Raw genomic sequence first — 16,506 nt, 5'->3', positions numbered from 1 at the left:
CGCGTCTGATCACCCTTTCGGTTCGAGAAACTTCGTCGAGGCCAGTCGGCCACCGGCTTCCAGCCAGGCGCCGACAACACCCGGCGCATCGCGGTTCGGGTTGTAAATGTCCTCCTCGCTGGAGAACAAGCCGTCCCCGGCGTAGACCAGCCTGGTCCAGTTCGGAAACCAGAACGGCTCTCCGTTGGGGTCGGTCGGGTGGTCGAGCAAGTTCTTGATCATCATCACCACGGCGTCGTTGTCTTCGTCGTAGGCGATCCATTCGGACGGAAATCGCATGTGCGGGAAGGGGGCCATCACCGCCACGATCCACTCACGGACCGCCTCGCGCCCGTGGAAGACCCCGTAGTGGTGTTCGGTGTAGACGACATCCTCGGTGAACAAATCCGCAAAGGGACTCCAGTCGCCGGAGGCTGAGCACCCCTCGGCGACGGCGGTGTAGTGCCTGACGGCTTCCTCGATCTCTGCCTTGGTGAACTTGCCCATAGCGGACACACTAGAACGCGTGGGCGTATTGAAGCTGTTCGACTTGCATGGCAAAACGGCGCTGATCACCGGAGCGTCCACCGGGATCGGCAAGCGGGTGGCGCTGGCGTACGCGGAGGCTGGGGCGCAAGTTGCCATTGCGGCAAGGCATTTCGATGTCTTGCAGAAGGTCGCCGACGAGATCGCCGCGGCCGGCGGCACCGCCTTGCCCATCGCTTGCGATGTGACTGATCCGGACCAGGTGACCGGCATGGTGGACAAGGTCATCGCCGAGTTGGGAGGAATTGACATCGCCGTCGCCAACGCCGGCATCCTCGAACTCGCACCGCTGTTGGACATGTCGCTCGAGGATTTCCAACGCATTCAGGACACCAACGTCACCGGGGTGTTCCTCACCGCGCAGGCGGCGGCCAGGGCGATGGTCGCGCAGGGTCGGGGTGGATCCATCATCACCACGGCCTCCATGTCCGGACACATCATCAACGTCTCCCAACCGATGGGCCACTACTGCGCGTCCAAGGCCGCGGTGATTCAGCTGACCAAGGCTTTGGCACTGGAAATGGCTCCGCACAACATCCGGGTGAACAGCGTCAGCCCGGGCTACATCCTCACCGAGTTGGTCGAGCCGCTGTCCGAGCTTCATGCGCTGTGGAAACCCAAGATTCCGCTCGGCCGCATCGGTCGCCCCGAAGAACTCACCGGCCTATACCTCTATTTGGCGAGCGAGGCCTCCAGTTACATGACGGGTTCCGACATTGTGATCGACGGTGGATACACCGTTCCCTGAGCCGGGCGAGGCCCGATTCAGTTGCGCGGCCTGCGGCGGGCTAGCGGGTCGCGTCAAGTTCCTCACCCCCGCCGATGAGGTGGCCGAGGATGCGGGGCCCGCTCTGCAGGCTTTGGCCGAGCTCGATGTGATGTATCGGCCGATGCGGCAGGCCGCGCTGCTGGTGGAGACTTTCTTCGGAGTCGCCACCAATCCCGTCTCGAGCGAGCGCGTGGAGTGGATAACGTACGCGATCGCAGACGGGGACGCAGCGGCGCTATACCGAATGGGCTACGCGTACGCGCCTTTTCACTGTCCGGAGTGTGCGGCGTGTTACTGCGGCGAGCATTGGGATTGGCGGGAATTCGACGACGGGCCGTTCAGTGGCGTTGAAGGCAGTTGCCCCGACGGGCACTTTCACGTGCTCTCCTATTGAACGATGCAGGGGCGTCCGAACTGGGTGCGGACGCCGGGCGAGAAGAGGGCACGCAGCCGGTCGCCGGCGGGCCGTACTCCGGCCGCCTGGACCAGTTCGTCGTGCAGTTCGACGATTTCGGTGGCCTGCAGCGGCCATTCGTCGTGCACGTTCGGGAGCCACCAGGTGCGGCCGCCCTTGCGGGTGTGCGCGCCCCAGCGTGCGGTGAGCCAAACTTCAAGCGGGGTGGGTTCGATCACGTCGCCGACGGCGACCGTCACCCGGTTGCGCAGTCCGCGCTGGGGCCAGCGTCGCACGCTGTGATACGTAATTTGGTTGCCGGAGCGTGTTATTCGCATTTTCGCCCAGGTGTAGGGAACGCCGAGCCCGATCCGGGTTACCGGCACCACCGCCAGGCGAGCGGTTTCCAGCGATCGGAACAGCACCCCGTGCCGTCCGGCGTCGTCGATCGAGTACAGCCGCACGTTGGTTTCATGGAATGACCCGAGATAGGGAAGCGGCAGCGCCGCACCCAGTTTGGTGGTCATGGTGAACGGCACCAGTCCCACGTAGGTCAGCCCGTCGGCGAAGACATCGGGACGGGTCCCCGGCGGGTATAGGTGCGCGATGCTGTCCGGCGTTACCGGCCAATGGATGAAGGTCAGGTCGCGCCAGAATTGGTCGAAGGTGACCGGCCGAACCAACGGTGGCGGTGTGATCGGGTAACCCGCCAACTCGTGGATCTGGTGGGGTTCGTCAGGAGACGGTGTGGCAGTCACCGGACCATGGTGACAGTCGCCCGCCGAACGTGGGGGCGATGTCCCGAATTTCGACGATTTTGGTGCACGAGACCCGACCCGCGCTCGCCGACCGCGTCGAGCGTGCGGCGTATGGCCCGAGTTTCGAAGTTGTCGGTGCACAGGCGACACGCTCGGCGTGCACGACACCTGACCCGCGAACCCGAGACCTGGCCCGCGACTAGTGCACCCCGAGAGTGCCGCTCAGGTATTCGGCGCGGCAGGCCACCCGGGCCAGCTTGCCGCTGGTGGTGCGAGGGATGCCGCCGGCGGGCAGGAAGCGGACGTCGGCGACCGGCAGTCCATGGCGATTCGACACTGCCGCGCGGATCGCGTCGATAGCGGGCGCGGGATCGGCGCGGCTGGTGCCCGTGGCCCGTTCGGCGATCACCACCAGGCCTTCCGGCGCCGCGAACGCCGTCACGTATCCACGTCGCACCATCGGCGATGCCTCCGCAACGGTGGCCTCGATGTCTTGCGGGTAGTGGTTCTTGCCGTCGATGGTGATGAGGTCGGCGATCCGGCCAGTGACATACAGCTCGCCGTCGAGATATACGGCGAGATCGCCGGTCCGCAGCCAATTCCCGTCGATCTTGGCGCCATCGACGTGGCTGCCCTCGGGCAGCGTCGAGGTCAGTTTCGCGCCGAACGTCAGCTGCGTCTCGTCGGGCCGTCCCCAGTAACCTCTTCCGACGTTGTCGCCCTGCAACCAGGGTTCGCCGACCCGACCGTCCGGCAACTCGGCACCGGTCTCGGGATCCACGATCACCGCCGAAAGACTGCGGGCTACCTGGCCACATGACACCTGCCCAACGGCATTCGGGTGGTCGGCCGCAACCTGCACCGCCTCCCCCGCGCCCAGCCGCTCCCGGTCCAGATAGATGACCGACGTCTCGGCGTCAGGGGCAATGGTGGCGATCATCAGCGTCGCCTCGGCGATGCCGTACGACGGCTTGAATGCCGTGCGCGGTAATCCGTACGGCGCGAACGCCTTGTTGAACATGTTGACCGCGTTGATGCTGACCGGTTCGGAGCCGATGATCAGCACCACGTTGTTCAGGTTGATGTCATCACCGTCGGCAGGCAGTCCACGCTGAGCCGCCCACTCGTAGGCGAAGTTCGGGGCCGCGGTGACGACGCGTCCGGTCCGGCATTCGTCAGACAACGCCTGGATCCACCGCTGCGGCCGGCGCACAAATGCGGTGGGTGACATCAGCGTGGTGTGGCCGCCGTAGACCGTCGGAAAGCCGATCATCGACAGACCCATGTCGTGGTAGAGGGGTAACCAACTGACGCCGTGGGTGTTTCGGTTCATCAGGTCGATCGACAGGATCATCTGCGCCAGATTCGTCGCGACCGCTCGGTGGGTGATCTCCACGCCGATAGGGGGTCGCGTTGCGCCGGAGGTGTACTGCAGGTACGCAACGGCGTCGACGTCCAGATGGACCGGATTGAACCGCTCTTCGGCCGAATCCGGGACGTCGTCGATGAGGAGGACGCGCGGCGTCGGCAGGCCGGTGAGAGTACTCAGGAAGTTTTCGATGGAGGCCTTGGCAGCCGTGGTGGTGAGAACGGCGGTCGGTCGCGAGTCGCGCAGCGCCGTTTCGAGACGTTCGGCGTGGCCGGGAAGTTCCGGGGCGAACAGCGGCACCGCGACGGTGCCCGCTTTGATCGCGGCGTAGTGGCCGACAACCCAGTCGATGCTCTGCGGCGCCAGGATCGCAACGCGGTCTCCTGGGCCGGCGATCTGCTGCACGTGCGCTGTGACGGCGCGCAGGCGGACGCCGAACTGGGCCCAGGTGACGTCGAGAGCACGTGCGTCGCCCGCGCCGGTGTGGTCCAGGAAGCGGTACGCGATCTCGTTCCCGACGTGCCTGATGTTGCGGTCGATCAGCGAGATCAGCGTGGTCTCCGGGGGCAACACGATGTTGCCGTCGGCGTCTAAACAATCCTCGATGCGCAGCAGGCCGTCATACACCACCGACCTCGACTCGGCACCGCCTTCCATAACCGCAGTCTATAAATGACCGATCCCCCGTCGGCGCAAGCGTGGTGTGGTGCCAGCCACGCTTGCGGTCTTTCCCAAGGAGCAAGCGTGAACGCAGGCGAGCATCCGGTCACGACCCGCGAGGCCGCGCTGGCCCGGGTGTTCGCCTACCGTCAACGCGGACGTAGCAGGCCGGTGCCGGTTCGTGCCTTGGTGGTCGTCCTCGGCGGTGTGTTGCTGGCCGCGTCCTTCCCGCTGATCGTGCTGCTGCCGGAACTAGGCGTCCCAATGGTCCTGGTCGCGTTTCGTCTGCTGGCGGTCGAGGCGGATTGGGCGGCGCGTGCGTACGCATGGACCGACTGGCGCTTCAGCCAATTGCTGGCTTGGTTTCATCGCCAAACGCGGGCGACCCGGTGGGCAATCATGGCGGTGCTGGTGCTGCTGGTCGTCGCGCTGGTGTGGGTGCTGATCTACGAGCTGTAGCGAGACGGGTCCAACGACGGCTACGACGCGGGCTCGTGCTGGGCAGCTTCGCTATAGGAGGCACCGAGGTGTGGCACCTCCAGCGGCCCTTCCCGGCGAGCGGTCGCGATGGCGCTGCTCAGCAGCGGAGCGAGCCCGGCGAACGAACCCATGTCGAGCAACATCAGCGTCAGCAGGCGGTTGTGCACGTACGCGATCGAGCTGCCGGTGCCCGGATCGGCCCAGCCGAGAGTCCCGCCGAGCCCGATGTGACCGTACCCGGGCAACAGCCCCGGCACCGGTGACGACTGGTAACCCTGGTGGTAGGTGAATGGGATCCCCAGGTTCAGATCGGGGGTGAGGTCGGGTTCTCCCTTGAGCTCGCGCACCAGATCCGACGACAGCAGCCGCGTTCCCTCAATGGAGCCGTCGTTGGCGATGGCGCCGTACAGCTTGGCCAGGCCGCGTGCGGTCACGACACCGTTCACGGCCGGAACCTCTCCGTCGAGGAACGGCATTTCCCCCTGCAGCATCGACATGATGCCCGGGAAGTACATGGATGCCAGCAGGCCGGTGGACGTCAGCCCGATCACCTTGGGTGCGACGAAGTCCAGCAGCGGGGTCGGGATATTCGCTTGCGGCATAAGCGTTTGCGCCGCCGTGGTGGGCACGTCAGCCGGCGGACGGCCCAGGTGCAGGCCGCCGGTGTCCAGCGGCTGCGCGAGCTCTTCGCGGAACAGCTGCCGCATGCCTTTGCCGGTCACCGCCCGGGCCAGCCCCGACAGCAGCCAGCCGTAGGTGATGGCGTGGTAGGCGGTCTTTCCGTGCGAACTGTCCAGGGGCAGCTGGGCCAACCGTTCCTCCATCTGAAGGTGGTCCAGCACATTGTTTTTCCGCACCCCCTTGAGGTGCGATAGCCCACTGCGGTGCCGCAGGACGTCGCTGATGGTGATCTCGGACTTGCCGTTGGCGCCGAATTCAGGCCAATAGTCGGCGACCGGTGCGTCGTAGGACAGCAATCCGCGATCGACCAGCCGATGGATTACGGTCGCGGCCAGCCCTTTGGTCGCGGAAAACACCATGGCGCCGGTGTCTGCGGTCCAGGGCACCTTGCCGCGTCGGTCCGCATAGCCCGTCCACACGTCGACAACCTGCACGCCGTCGATATAGACCGACAGCGCGCCGCCGCCCAACTTGCGGGTGGGGAACAACGCGACGAGCGCGCGGACCACATTCGCGAAGCGTGAATCGCAGGCACCCTGCGCGCCGGAGGGGAGGCCGTTATCGGGAGTGAGGACGGAAGCCTTCGCCATACCGTGCATGATTGCAGGCCGAGGTGCGCCCAGCCTAGGAGAACCCGCGATTTCTATGTCTGAACGCGACCAATTGCCTCGCTCACGGCTCCGGGATCCTGTTTGTCGACGTTGCAGCTGACGGTGACCGAGGTGCGCCGGTCGCTGCTGACTCGAATGTCGGTGACGAACCCGGCCCAGGGACCGTCGTGCTTGAGCACGCCGTGGCCACCCGAATATCCCAGCGCCATAGCGGTCGGCGACCAGCAGAGTTAGGTTTCGACCGAGCCTGCCAAGTGGTGCATTGAGAAACTGCGGTCCGCCCACGTTGCCGGTCCGGTAGTTGTCGCCCCACCGCAACAGCTGCGTGGGGGTGGTTTGGATGCCGCCGTCACCATCCTGCGCTCGCGGCACCGGCGGCAATGGCGGCAACGGCGGGACGGGCGGAGAAGGTACCGGTACCGGCGGGCTGGGCGGCCAGGTGTGGGTAATCGGTGCGTATGGCCGGAACGGCTTGCCTCGCTAGCAGTCCGCGCTAGTAGTCGGCACGGGCCGCACGAATTGCTTTAGGGCTCAGCGGTAATCCGCTGATCGATCGTCCGAACGCAATAGTTGACCCTGTCGCCGAACGGTTCGGGTCGGCCTGGGGTTCGGCGAGCATAAGTCCGGTACCGCCGCGTTCAACCGCAGGCGACACCGAACGGCTTTCATTGGCCCGCCGCGTTGGCGGTAGGGTACGCGGCAGGACAAATCCAGGCAGTTCAAGCCAGTCAGATCGGGAGTCGGGCATGTCGGGTCGGAAATACACGTTCGAGGTCAACAAGACCAGTACTGCGCCTGCGTCAACGCTGTTCCGGCTTGTCGCAGACGGCGGTAACTGGGCTTCCTGGGCTAAGCCGATCGTCGCTCAGTCGAGTTGGGTGCGCCAGGGTGATCCAGCCCCCGGCGGTGTCGGGGCCATCCGGAAATTGGGAATGTGGCCGGTGTTCGTGCAGGAAGAGACCATCGAGTACGAGCAGGACCGTCGTCACGTCTACAAGCTGGTTGGTCCGAGAACGCCCGTCAACGATTACGTCGGCGAGGTAGTCCTCACGCCAAATGCCTCCGGGGGCACCGACATTCGCTGGAGTGGCTCGTTCACCGAGAAAATTCGTGGGACGGGAAAGGCCGCGCGGGCGGCGATGGGTGGTTCGGTGAAGTTCTTCGCGGGTCAGCTGGTGAAGGAGGCTGAGCGCCAGGCGGGCGCCCAGTCGGGCGGCTGAAGCTAGATTCACCTTCCTGTGCAACGGTTTTCGTGGGTGTTGGCCCAAACGGAGCGGCTACCGGGAATTGACCTCGTCCTGATACTTCTTGGTCATATGCTCGATGGCCTGCAACTGCGTCTGGGCGAGGTCGTCGCGAACCTGGCCAGCCCGCGCGGCGGCGTCGATAGTGGGCTGTGCCAGACCCTGGAAATGCGGAATCACCTCTACGGCAAATAGTTCGGCGGATCGACGGGTGGCTGCGGGATTCGCCCATTCATGGCCCATCTGCAGCATGCAGCCGAAGCCCCCGGACTGGTCCCACAGTCGTTGCACCTGCTCGCGCGCCCGCTCCGGTGTGCCGATGACCCCAGTTCCGTTTTCGTTGATGATGTCGATCATCTCGTCGAGTTGGTCACCCGGCATGGTCATCTGCGGGAAGGCCGCGACTTTCTGGAAGTAGCGGAACCAGGGTTCGATGCCGAATTTGACGTCCGCGCGGGCCTGTTCGTCGGTCTCGGCGATGTGGAAGGGCGCGACCAAGCTCCAGTTCCTTCGGTCGACCGTCGTGCCGTGGGCCGCGGCGCGTTCCTCGACGATCCCCCAGTGATACGCCAACGCGTCGAATCCCTCGATAAGCAGCGTCGCCCCGATGGACAGCAGGCCGATGCCGTGTTTACCGGCCAGTCGCGCGCCGGTCGGTGAGGCCACCGCGGCGACCGCCAGCGGGATCCCGTCCTCGGAATATGGAGCGAGTTGCAGTTGCGCGTCGATGAGTTGGTGCGTCGCGGTTTTCGCCGTGACCGTCTCGCCGGCGAGGAGACGCACGACGATGTCGAGGTTGGTCTCCAACAACTCGCGGGTGTCGGTGGGGGTCAGTCCGATCATCGCCGAATCGGTGGGCAATGAACCGGGGCCCACGCCGCCGATGATGCGACCGTGCGTGAGGTGATCGAGCAACATCAATCGGTCCGCCACCCACAACGGGTTGTGGTAGGCCAGCGAGATAACCCCGGTGCCGAATTTGATCCGCTTGGCCCGCTCGGCGGCGGCAGCGATGAAAACCTCTGGCGAGCTGATGATTTCGCTGCCCGCCGAGTGATGCTCGCCGATCCACGCTTCATCGAAACCAAGGGCGTCGAGATGTTCGATGAACTCCAGATCGCGCTGTAGGGCCAGCGTCGGATTGGTGCCTGCGCGATGGAATGGGGCGATGAAGTACCCGAACCTGAGCTTGGCCATATGGGGCTCCTTCCGGCCGCGTGATGGGCTTGACCGAACGATAGTCCCCGTATTCAGAGCCGACGGGGCCAGGACGGCGGTAACACCGTCCTGACCCCGTCGGCCGTCAGAATCTAACGAGCGCTAGATCACGGGAAGCCGCCGCAGAGGTTGCCGACGCAACCGCCGCCGCCACCCGGTCCGCCACCGCCACCGCCGACGCCGGGAATGGTGCCGCCTCCGCCGCCCGGTCCGCCGCCACCGGTGGGACCGCCCGGAACGCCGCCGCCCCCACCGTCTGGGCCACCGCCGCCGGTGGGACCGCCGGGCACGCCGCCGCCGCCTCCGCCGGGTCCGCCGCCACCGGTTGGGCCTCCCGGTGATGTTTCGGTGCCGGGCGCGCCGGGGGGCGCGGTGGTCGTCACGGCGGAGCTGGGTGTCGTTGTCGATGGCGTCGTGCTGCTGCTCGGTGACTTGTCGTCGCCACCGCCACAAGCGACGGCCATGACCAGCATTGCGCCGCCACCGAAGACTGCAAACGCCCTCCTGGCTTCGGATCTCATCAGACTTCCCTACTCTCTAACTCTTCTCTCACGGCCACATCGGTCTCGAGCACTGGTCCGCATACCCCGTTTTGGGGGGTGGAAACCGGGCGGGACTTGGTGCGAGCAGCGTTATGCGGCAAATTGTTTGTTTATTTCGTCGGGCAAGCTCAACTTATTCGCATAGCGGCAAAAAGGAAAAATTGTTTTTGGCCGGAACTGCTGCACTTTCGCCAGGCTCAGAACGGGTGATGGATGCTCTTTTCGCCACAGAAGAGTTCTGCAGCACCGCCTACCGTCAGTCGCAGACTGACACCCAAAGACACTGGTAGAGGCTAGCCTTGAGGTGACTGGCCGCTGTATCTGCAATTGACAAGCATCACCGAATCGGCGTCCTAACGCGCGAATGTAAAGCAAGTTGGCATTGGCGCGATTTATTATCACAAGTTGATAACATCCGACATTTTTTCCAATAAATTGTCGATTTATGCGGATGTCTCCTTGTACGTTGTCCGCAACGAGATCAGCTTAGCGGCGACCGATGGCCATTGCCTTCTCCGGTGTCGTTATGTCAGTGGCGTGAGCACCAGAGAGAGGTGTAGGCCGATGAACTTTGCAGTGTTGCCCCCGGAGATCAACTCGGCGCTGATTCTTGCGGGAGCGGGATCGGAGCCGATGCTCGCCGCCGCGGCGGCCTGGGACGGGCTCAACACCGAACTGGCCTCGGCCGCTTCATCTTTCGGATCTGTCATATCCGGTGTCGTCGGCAGTTCGTGGCAGGGCGCTTCGTCGGCCGCGATGACGGCAGCCGCCACCCCCTACCTGCAGTGGCTTACCGCCGCAGCGGCGCAGGCGGCCGAGGCAGCCGCGCGGGCGGGGGCCATGGCGGCAGAGTTCGACGCTGTGCGGTTGGCGATGGTGCAGCCGGCGTTGGTGGCGGCTAACCGGTCCGACCTGCTGTCGCTGGTGTTCTCGAACATCTTCGGTCAGAACACTCCGGCGATCGCTGCGATGGAGGCCGCCTATGAAGAGATGTGGGCTATCGACGTGTCGGCGATGGCCGCTTACCACGCCGGGGCTTCGTCGATCGCGGCGGCGCTGACGCCTTTCGCTCAGCCGCTGCAAGGTCTAGCCGGACTGGCGGGGCAGGTGGCGGCCGCGCCGGCGGCGGCCGTCGCCGCCGTTACGACGGCGGCCGGCGAAGTCCCGCTCGTGGCAGGCGAGGTCACGACCAACATCAACTTGGGCCTGGCAAACGCTGGATTAGGAAATCTAGGCAACGGAAACGTTGGCAATCTCAATCTGGCCAGTGGGAATCTCGGCAGCTACAACCTTGGGCCTGGAAACCTCGGCAGCTACAACGTTGGCTTTGGAAACCTGGGTAGCAACAACTTCGGATTCGGCAACCTCGGCGGCAACAACATCGGCTTCGCCAACGTAGGTCCTGGACTGACGGCAGCGCTCAACAACTTTGGCTTCGGCAACACCGGCAGCAACAACATCGGCATTGGAAACTCGGGCAACGGCAACATTGGGTTCGGCAACACGGGCGACGGGAACGTCGGCTTCGGGCTCACCGGCAATGGTTTGCAAGGTTTCGGCGGCTGGAACTCGGGAACCGGCAACATTGGCTTGTTCAACTCGGGTACCGGCAATGTCGGCATCGGCAACTCGGGCACCGGAAACTTCGGCTTGTTCAACTCCGGCACCAGCTACAACACCGGCATCGGCAACGCCGGCGAAGCCAACACCGGATTCTTCAACACCGGCATCGCGAACACCGGCATCGGAAACATCGGTAACTTCAACACCGGCAGCTTCAACCTGGGTAGCTTCAACACCGGTAGCGCCAACATCGGAAACTCCAACACCGGCGGCTTCAACCCTGGCGATCTCAACACGGGCTGGGGCAACACCGGAAACGTGAACACTGGTGCGTTCAACACCGGCAACTACAACAATGGCATGTTCTGGCGAGGTGAGTACCAGGGCCTGGTCGGCTTCTCCGGCACCCTGACCATTCCTGCGGCCGGTTTGGACCTCAACGGCATGGGCACCGTTGGTCCTATCAACATCCCACCGCTTCATGTCCCTGAGATAGGGCTGGGCATTAACAGCAATGGTGCCCTAGCCTCGATTTTTCGTCGAGGGTGATTTCGGTCGGACTTGGCGATGGGGTGCGTGGTGTCTGGGGTTTGTGTGGTTTAGGGCGTGTTGGGGTTGTCCCGTGTCGCCGGGTTGGCGGGCTTTCCCAGGGCCGGTGGTCTTTCGTGCTCGGTTGGTCAGCTGGGTTGTCGGTCAACCGAAGGCGGTGCGGATGTGTTGCCATGCGGTGGCGATGGCTGCGGCCCATCGCCAGGTGGCGTCGATGCGTAGTCGGGTTCGGCGGGCGCCGCGGGTGATGCGGGCTGCGACGTGCAGGACTCGGTAGCGGAAGGTAGCGATCTCGGCACGGGTCAGGCCGGGGTGGCCGGTGAATCCGATGAGCTGGCACCAGGTGACCAGATCGGCTGCGGCCAAGACGATTTCCAGCCAGGCGGCGTTGGCGTCGAATGCCTGACACGGCAGGTTGCGCAGGCCGGTGGCTTTGAGTTCGCGGATGCGGTCTTCGACGCGGGCGTGTTGGCGGTGGCGTAGTTCCAGACCTGCCACCTGGCCGGCGACCACACCGGGCGGTGTGTCGGTGATGAACGCGGTGACCCGCATCCCGTCGGCGTCGGTGAACCGCAACTGCGCACCCGGATGGGGCCTTTCCTTGCGCAGGATCAGCCGGGTCCCCGCCGCCACGATGACAGGTTGACCAGGTTGGTGGCCTCGGCGACCCAGGCGCCCTCGCGGATACCACCGTCGGTGTCGATCGCCGGATACCAGCACTGCCCGATGTTGAGAGTGTCCACAGCGTCCTGCACCCGCCAATCCACGGGTAGCCGAAGGAGAACCCCACGCCGCGGCGCGGCAGGCGTCGGCGAAGTCGTGGGTGGCCCCGGCGGTGTCGCAGCGCACCAGCACCGCCGGCTTGTCGGGGTCGTCGCGATGATCGGGGTCCGGCCGCCATCGCGCCGGCAGGCCGCCAGTGCCTGCGCTAGACACTGACGTGGTCAGCTGCGGTGTTGGAGCCCGCGCCACCGGGGCGCAGTAGGCCGCCAGCGCTTCCCCGCCGGCGATCTCGGGGCGGTCCACGAAGGCCAGCAGCGGGTGGTGACCGTAGGTCTTTCCAGGTCGCCCTGCCTTCTCCTTGTTATCGGAATGATCGAGGACCAGGGTGGCGTCGATGTCGATGTGCAACCAGCCACCCGGTGCGGGGCGGCGCCGGCGGCCCAGGGCTGCGCGGGCCGCAGCCCGGGCGGCACGCACCCGCGGTAGGTGCGAAGCATCGATGCGCTCATCGATTAGCCGCCACATCGTGGTCGTGGAGGCTTTGGCACCCAGGACATGCTCACGGTCGCCGCACAGTTGTCCGACCGCGTCGATGCAGTCCGCCCCATCGGCGACCGCGGCAGCCAGATCAGCGAACACCTCCCCGGGCGCATACACCCACGGGCCCCGGTAGGTATCTGCCAACGCGGCGGTGACCTGCGCCGATAACCCGCTGCGGTCCGCGAGCTCACGCACCATGGCCATCCCGGCATGCGACACGACACCATAACCGTCGGCGGAAACTTTCACCCGCGACCCGACCGCGATATTCTTCACCTGCGAGGTGCCTTCCCGCTGGAACGACTGAACCCTAGAGAAGTCCAATTATTCCTTGCAGGACAGGCACTTTCGCATATCTACACCCCGAAACTCACAACGTTTCACGAAAAATCCGGGCTAGTCGGCGCGATCAGTATCCCGCCGATCACGTTGCCCGAGATCGGTCTGGGCATCAGCAGTTCCGGTGCGGTCGTCGGACCCATCACCATCCCGTCGATCAACGTGCCTCAGATCGGCTTGGGTATCAACAGTTCCGGCGCCCTGGTCGGCGAGATCACCATCCCGTCGATCAACGTGCCCCAGATCGGTCTGGGTATCAACAGTTCCGGCGCCCTAGTCGGCGAGATCACCATCCCGTCGATCAACGTGCCCCAGATCAACTTGGGTATCAACAGCGCTGGCGCTCTGGTCGGGCCCATCGCCGTGCCGCCGATCACTATTCCTCAGTTCGGCCTGCAGCTATCCGGCAATCAGGCCGAATTCGTGATTCCCCTCAACACAATTCCGGTAGACACACTCGGCCTCCCCGGCTACATCGGCCCCCTCAACATCGAGGCGTATATCACGCCCACCGTGACCGGAAACCTCGGCGGTGTCACGGTGTTCCCGAATGGATACTCGATCGCGCCGATCCCGCTGAGCATCAACCTCAGCGGCGGCCTCGGGCCCTTCACGGTCTTCCCGAACAATTACTCGCTGAATCCGATCCCGTTGGGCATCAACGTGGGTGGCAGCCTCGGCCCCGTCACCATCTTCCCGAACAACTACTCGTTGGGTCCCATCCCATTGGGTATCAATGTGGGCGGCAGTCTTGGCCCGTTAACAGTGTTCCCGAATGGTTACTCACTCGGGCCGATTTCGCTGGGTATCAACGTCGGCGGCGGCCTGGGGCCGGTCACCCTCTTCCCGAACGGCTATTCGCTTGGTCCGATTCCCCTGGGAATCAACGTGGGTGGCAGTCTCGGACCCCTCACCCTCTTTCCGGATGGTTTCAGCCTCCCGCCAATCCCGTTAGGTCTGCACGCCTTCGGCGGAGTCGGCCCCATCAATATTCCGATCGACATTGCGCCGGGCACCCCGGGGTTCGGAAACTCGACAACTACGCCGTCTTCGGGCTTCTTCAACAGCGGTACGGGCGGCTCGTCGGGCTTCGGAAACTTCGGCGCGGGCAGCTCGGGATTCTGGAATGTTGCCGAGAATCTGGGCAACTCGGGCTACTTCAACGTCGGTTCGCTGGTATCGGGCATGTCGAACTTCGGCAATACGGTCTCGGGCCTTTACAACACCAGCACACTGGGCGTGGCGACAGCGGCGTTCAATTCCGGGATCAGTAACACCGGCGACCACCTCGCAGGCTTCCTGCGCAATGCTGCCGGCGACACAGCTCTCAACCTCGGCTTTGCGAACGACGGCAACATGAACCTGGGCGCTGCGAACGTCGGCGACTTCAACTTCGGCTTCGGGAACGTCGGCAACACCAACTTCGGCGGCGGCAATATCGGCTTCGGCGGTATCGGTTTCGGTAACTTCGGCGACAACAACGTCGGCTTCGGCAACCTGGGCAGCAACAACTTTGGCTTCGGCAACACCGGTCCGGGGATGACAGCGGGGCTGCAGAACATCGGTCTCGGGAACATCGGCAACGGAAACATCGGCTTCGGCAACACGGGTAATGGAAATATCGGGATCGGCCTGACCGGCGACAACCAAGTCGGTTTCGGCGGCCTCAACTCTGGCGTCGGCAACATCGGCTTCGGCAACTCCGGTGATGGCAACATCGGCTTTTTCAACTCGGGCACCGGAAACTTCGGCATCGGCAACTCCGGCAACTACAACCACGGCTTAGGCAACGTGGGCGACGCCAATACCGGCTGGTTCAATCTCGGTAGCGTCAACACGGGCATGGCCAATGTGGGCAGCCACAACACCGGAAACTTCAATGTCGGCAACGTCAACACGGGGGACTTCAATCCAGGTGATACAAACACCGGCTTCCTGAACCCCGGTGACATCAATACCGGGTTCGCCAACACCGGCGACGTCAACACTGGCGCCCTGAACACGGGCAACTTCAGCAACGGCATGTTCTGGCGAGGCGATTATCAGGGGCTGATGGGCTTCTCGGGCACCCTGACCATCCCCGAAATCCCGCTGGGCCTGCACGTGCACGGCGGTCTCGGCGCGATTACCGTGCCCGACATCACTATTCCGGCGATTCCGTTGAATCTGTTGGCGGCCGGTGGTCTTGGCCCGATTGTCGTGCCCGACATCACTATTCCGGCGATTCCGTTGAACTTGTTGGCGGCCGGTGGTCTTGGCCCGATTGTCGTGCCCGACATCACTATTCCGGCGATTCCGTTGAACTTGTTGGCGGCCGGTGGCATTGGCCCCATTAATGTGCCGAACGTTCCCATTCCGGCGATTCCGCTGAACTTGGTGGCCGCGGGCGGGATCGGCCCCATCAACGTTCCGAATGTCCCGATCCCCGCTATCCCGGTCAATCTGACCGCGGCCGGTGGTCTCGGTCCCATCAGGTTCCCGACCGTCAATGTTCCGGCCATCCCGGTCGACGTGGCCTTTAGTGCGCCGATCAGAATTCATATCGACGAATTCCCCTACTCGCTCACGCTGATCATCGCTGGCACCATCGGCCCGGTCAATTCCGTTGTGTCAACTTTGTCTCTCGGATTGTCGGGCGGCACGCGCGCGTTCAACATTCCGGGCTTCAACATCGGGAGTGTCGGTTTGGACATCCCGTTGAGCGGTACTACCAATCCGTTCACCATCGGTGGTTTCAATGTTGGTGAGATCGGTTTAAACATCCCGTTGAGCGGTAGCACGAATCCGTTCACCATCGGTGGTTTCAATGTTGGTGAGATCGGTTTGAACATCCCGTTGAGCGGTAGCACGAATCCGTTCACCATCGGTGGCTTCAACATTCCCGAGATCGGTCTGAGCATCCCGTTGAGCGGTAGCACGAATCCGTTCACCATCGGTGGCTTCAGCGTCCCCGAGATCGGTCTGAACATCCCGTTGAGCGGTAGCACGAATCCGGTCACGATCCCTGGCTTCAGCATCGACCTGTTCCCACTCGACATCGACCTCGACGGTGGCTTGGGCCCGATCAATATTCCGATCACCATCGCGGGTGCTCCGGGCTTCGGAAATGCCACTGCCGCACCGTCTTCGGGCTTCTTCAACAGCGGCGCGGGCGGCACTTCGGGCTACGGAAACGTTGGCGCGGCCATTTCTGGCTTCTACAACCAGGTGCCGGAGAATTTGTTCGGTGCGGTATCGGGCTACTACAACGTCGGCCAATTCGTTTCGGGCATGCAGAACTTCGGCAACGCCATCTCGGGCCTGGCCAATACGACCTCGGTTGGGCTCATGGCGTCGGCGTTGAACTCGGGTGTCCGCAATATCGGGTCAAAGCTCTCCGGCTTCTTCACCAGCGGCACTGGGCTGTAACGAGCTCGAGCCTGCTCGAGCTGCCCGCGCAACCTGCAATGCGTCTTCGCCAGATCGCCGCCCTCAGAACACGTCGGGCCAGTCAGTGCCTCTCGAATGGCTGCCGGCGCTAGGCGTCGAGGCCGGTCAGTCG

Annotated in this window: 13 protein-coding genes and 2 pseudogenes; 7 read left to right on the top strand and 8 right to left on the bottom strand. The window is 64.0% G+C overall.

The annotated features are described in order from the left end of the window. Positions 1 to 9: 9 nt before the first annotated feature. On the bottom strand, positions 10 to 486 hold the full coding sequence (locus tag G6N68_RS13980) for a nuclear transport factor 2 family protein (RefSeq protein WP_163713107.1): 477 nt from the start codon (positions 484 to 486) through the stop codon (positions 10 to 12). A 19-nt stretch (positions 487 to 505) separates the two neighbouring features. Here G6N68_RS13980 and G6N68_RS13975 point away from each other — a divergent pair, with 19 nt between their 5' ends. Together G6N68_RS13975 and G6N68_RS13970 are read left to right on the top strand one after the other, a co-directional pair. Then, positions 506 to 1,273 carry an SDR family oxidoreductase gene (locus tag G6N68_RS13975; RefSeq protein ID WP_163713105.1) on the top strand — a complete coding sequence of 256 codons (768 nt, stop codon included), beginning with the start codon at positions 506 to 508 and terminating at the stop codon, positions 1,271 to 1,273. Next, the gene (locus tag G6N68_RS13970) at positions 1,254 to 1,688 is read left to right on the top strand and encodes a hypothetical protein (RefSeq protein ID WP_163713102.1); all 435 of its coding nucleotides are present in this window, start codon (positions 1,254 to 1,256) and stop codon (positions 1,686 to 1,688) included. The genes G6N68_RS13975 and G6N68_RS13970 overlap by 20 nt, the downstream gene beginning before the upstream one ends. Here G6N68_RS13970 and G6N68_RS13965 read toward each other — a convergent pair. Next, on the bottom strand, positions 1,682 to 2,446 hold the full coding sequence (locus G6N68_RS13965) for a YqjF family protein (protein WP_240355463.1): 765 nt from the start codon (positions 2,444 to 2,446) through the stop codon (positions 1,682 to 1,684). The genes G6N68_RS13970 and G6N68_RS13965 overlap by 7 nt on opposite strands. A gap of 199 nt (positions 2,447 to 2,645) precedes the next feature. After that, the gene (locus G6N68_RS13960; RefSeq protein WP_163713099.1) at positions 2,646 to 4,472 is read right to left on the bottom strand and encodes a fatty acyl-AMP ligase; all 1,827 of its coding nucleotides are present in this window, start codon (positions 4,470 to 4,472) and stop codon (positions 2,646 to 2,648) included. A gap of 87 nt (positions 4,473 to 4,559) precedes the next feature. Between G6N68_RS13960 and G6N68_RS13955 the strand changes: the two genes are divergently transcribed. Beyond that, positions 4,560 to 4,934, top strand: coding sequence for a hypothetical protein (locus G6N68_RS13955; RefSeq protein ID WP_163713097.1), 375 nt, complete (start codon positions 4,560 to 4,562; stop codon positions 4,932 to 4,934). Positions 4,935 to 4,954: 20 nt separating this feature from the next. Here the strand turns inward: G6N68_RS13955 and lipL are convergent, their stop codons facing one another. Further along, positions 4,955 to 6,226, bottom strand: a complete 1,272-nt coding sequence (gene lipL, locus G6N68_RS13950) for an esterase/beta-lactamase LipL (RefSeq protein WP_205351333.1) — start codon at positions 6,224 to 6,226, stop codon at positions 4,955 to 4,957. Positions 6,227 to 6,279: 53 nt separating this feature from the next. After that, positions 6,280 to 6,456, bottom strand: a complete 177-nt coding sequence (locus G6N68_RS13945; RefSeq protein WP_163706418.1) for a hypothetical protein — start codon at positions 6,454 to 6,456, stop codon at positions 6,280 to 6,282. Between the two features lie 131 nt (positions 6,457 to 6,587). Here G6N68_RS13945 and G6N68_RS13940 point away from each other — a divergent pair, with 131 nt between their 5' ends. After that, positions 6,588 to 6,731, top strand: a complete 144-nt coding sequence (locus tag G6N68_RS13940; protein WP_163706416.1) for a hypothetical protein — start codon at positions 6,588 to 6,590, stop codon at positions 6,729 to 6,731. Positions 6,732 to 6,993: 262 nt separating this feature from the next. Next, on the top strand, positions 6,994 to 7,467 hold the full coding sequence (locus G6N68_RS13935) for an SRPBCC family protein (protein WP_163713094.1): 474 nt from the start codon (positions 6,994 to 6,996) through the stop codon (positions 7,465 to 7,467). A gap of 57 nt (positions 7,468 to 7,524) precedes the next feature. Here G6N68_RS13935 and G6N68_RS13930 read toward each other — a convergent pair whose 3' ends face one another. Then, positions 7,525 to 8,688 carry an LLM class flavin-dependent oxidoreductase gene (locus G6N68_RS13930; protein WP_163713091.1) on the bottom strand — a complete coding sequence of 388 codons (1,164 nt, stop codon included), beginning with the start codon at positions 8,686 to 8,688 and terminating at the stop codon, positions 7,525 to 7,527. A gap of 128 nt (positions 8,689 to 8,816) precedes the next feature. Further along, a complete protein-coding gene (locus G6N68_RS13925) occupies positions 8,817 to 9,230 on the bottom strand; it encodes a hypothetical protein (RefSeq protein ID WP_163713089.1) in 414 nt (137 codons plus the stop codon). 585 nt (positions 9,231 to 9,815) lie between these two features. On the opposite strand from G6N68_RS13925, the pseudogene G6N68_RS13920 reads away from it, so the two are divergent. Next, positions 9,816 to 11,339, top strand: a pseudogene (locus G6N68_RS13920) (PPE family protein); the annotation flags it as partial. A gap of 168 nt (positions 11,340 to 11,507) precedes the next feature. Here G6N68_RS13920 and G6N68_RS13915 read toward each other — a convergent pair. Then, the gene (locus G6N68_RS13915) at positions 11,508 to 12,902 is read right to left on the bottom strand and encodes an IS1380 family transposase (RefSeq protein WP_240355462.1); all 1,395 of its coding nucleotides are present in this window, start codon (positions 12,900 to 12,902) and stop codon (positions 11,508 to 11,510) included. A 120-nt stretch (positions 12,903 to 13,022) separates the two neighbouring features. Here G6N68_RS13915 and G6N68_RS13910 point away from each other — a divergent pair. Then, a pseudogene (locus G6N68_RS13910) lies at positions 13,023 to 16,373 on the top strand (PPE family protein); the annotation flags it as partial. Between the last annotated feature and the right edge of the window lie 133 nt (positions 16,374 to 16,506).

The organism is Mycobacterium bourgelatii (assembly GCF_010723575.1).
Lineage (GTDB): Bacteria > Actinomycetota > Actinomycetes > Mycobacteriales > Mycobacteriaceae > Mycobacterium > Mycobacterium bourgelatii.
Note: the sequence above shows the minus strand (reverse complement) of the source record. Positions and strands in the feature narration are given on the sequence as shown.

Bases quoted from the DNA above. Each gene is read 5' to 3' on its own strand.
- G6N68_RS13980 (WP_163713107.1), bottom strand. From the start codon at position 486: ATGGGCAAGTTCACCAAGGCAGAGATCGAGGAAGCCGTCAGGCACTAC.
- G6N68_RS13960 (WP_163713099.1), bottom strand. From the start codon at position 4,472: ATGGAAGGCGGTGCCGAGTCGAGGTCGGTGGTGTATGACGGCCTGCTG.
- lipL (WP_205351333.1), bottom strand. From the start codon at position 6,226: ATGGCGAAGGCTTCCGTCCTCACTCCCGATAACGGCCTCCCCTCCGGC.
- G6N68_RS13945 (WP_163706418.1), bottom strand. From the start codon at position 6,456: ATGGCGCTGGGATATTCGGGTGGCCACGGCGTGCTCAAGCACGACGGT.
- G6N68_RS13940 (WP_163706416.1), top strand. From the start codon at position 6,588: ATGCCGCCGTCACCATCCTGCGCTCGCGGCACCGGCGGCAATGGCGGC.
- G6N68_RS13935 (WP_163713094.1), top strand. From the start codon at position 6,994: ATGTCGGGTCGGAAATACACGTTCGAGGTCAACAAGACCAGTACTGCG.
- G6N68_RS13930 (WP_163713091.1), bottom strand. From the start codon at position 8,688: ATGGCCAAGCTCAGGTTCGGGTACTTCATCGCCCCATTCCATCGCGCA.
- G6N68_RS13925 (WP_163713089.1), bottom strand. From the start codon at position 9,230: ATGAGATCCGAAGCCAGGAGGGCGTTTGCAGTCTTCGGTGGCGGCGCA.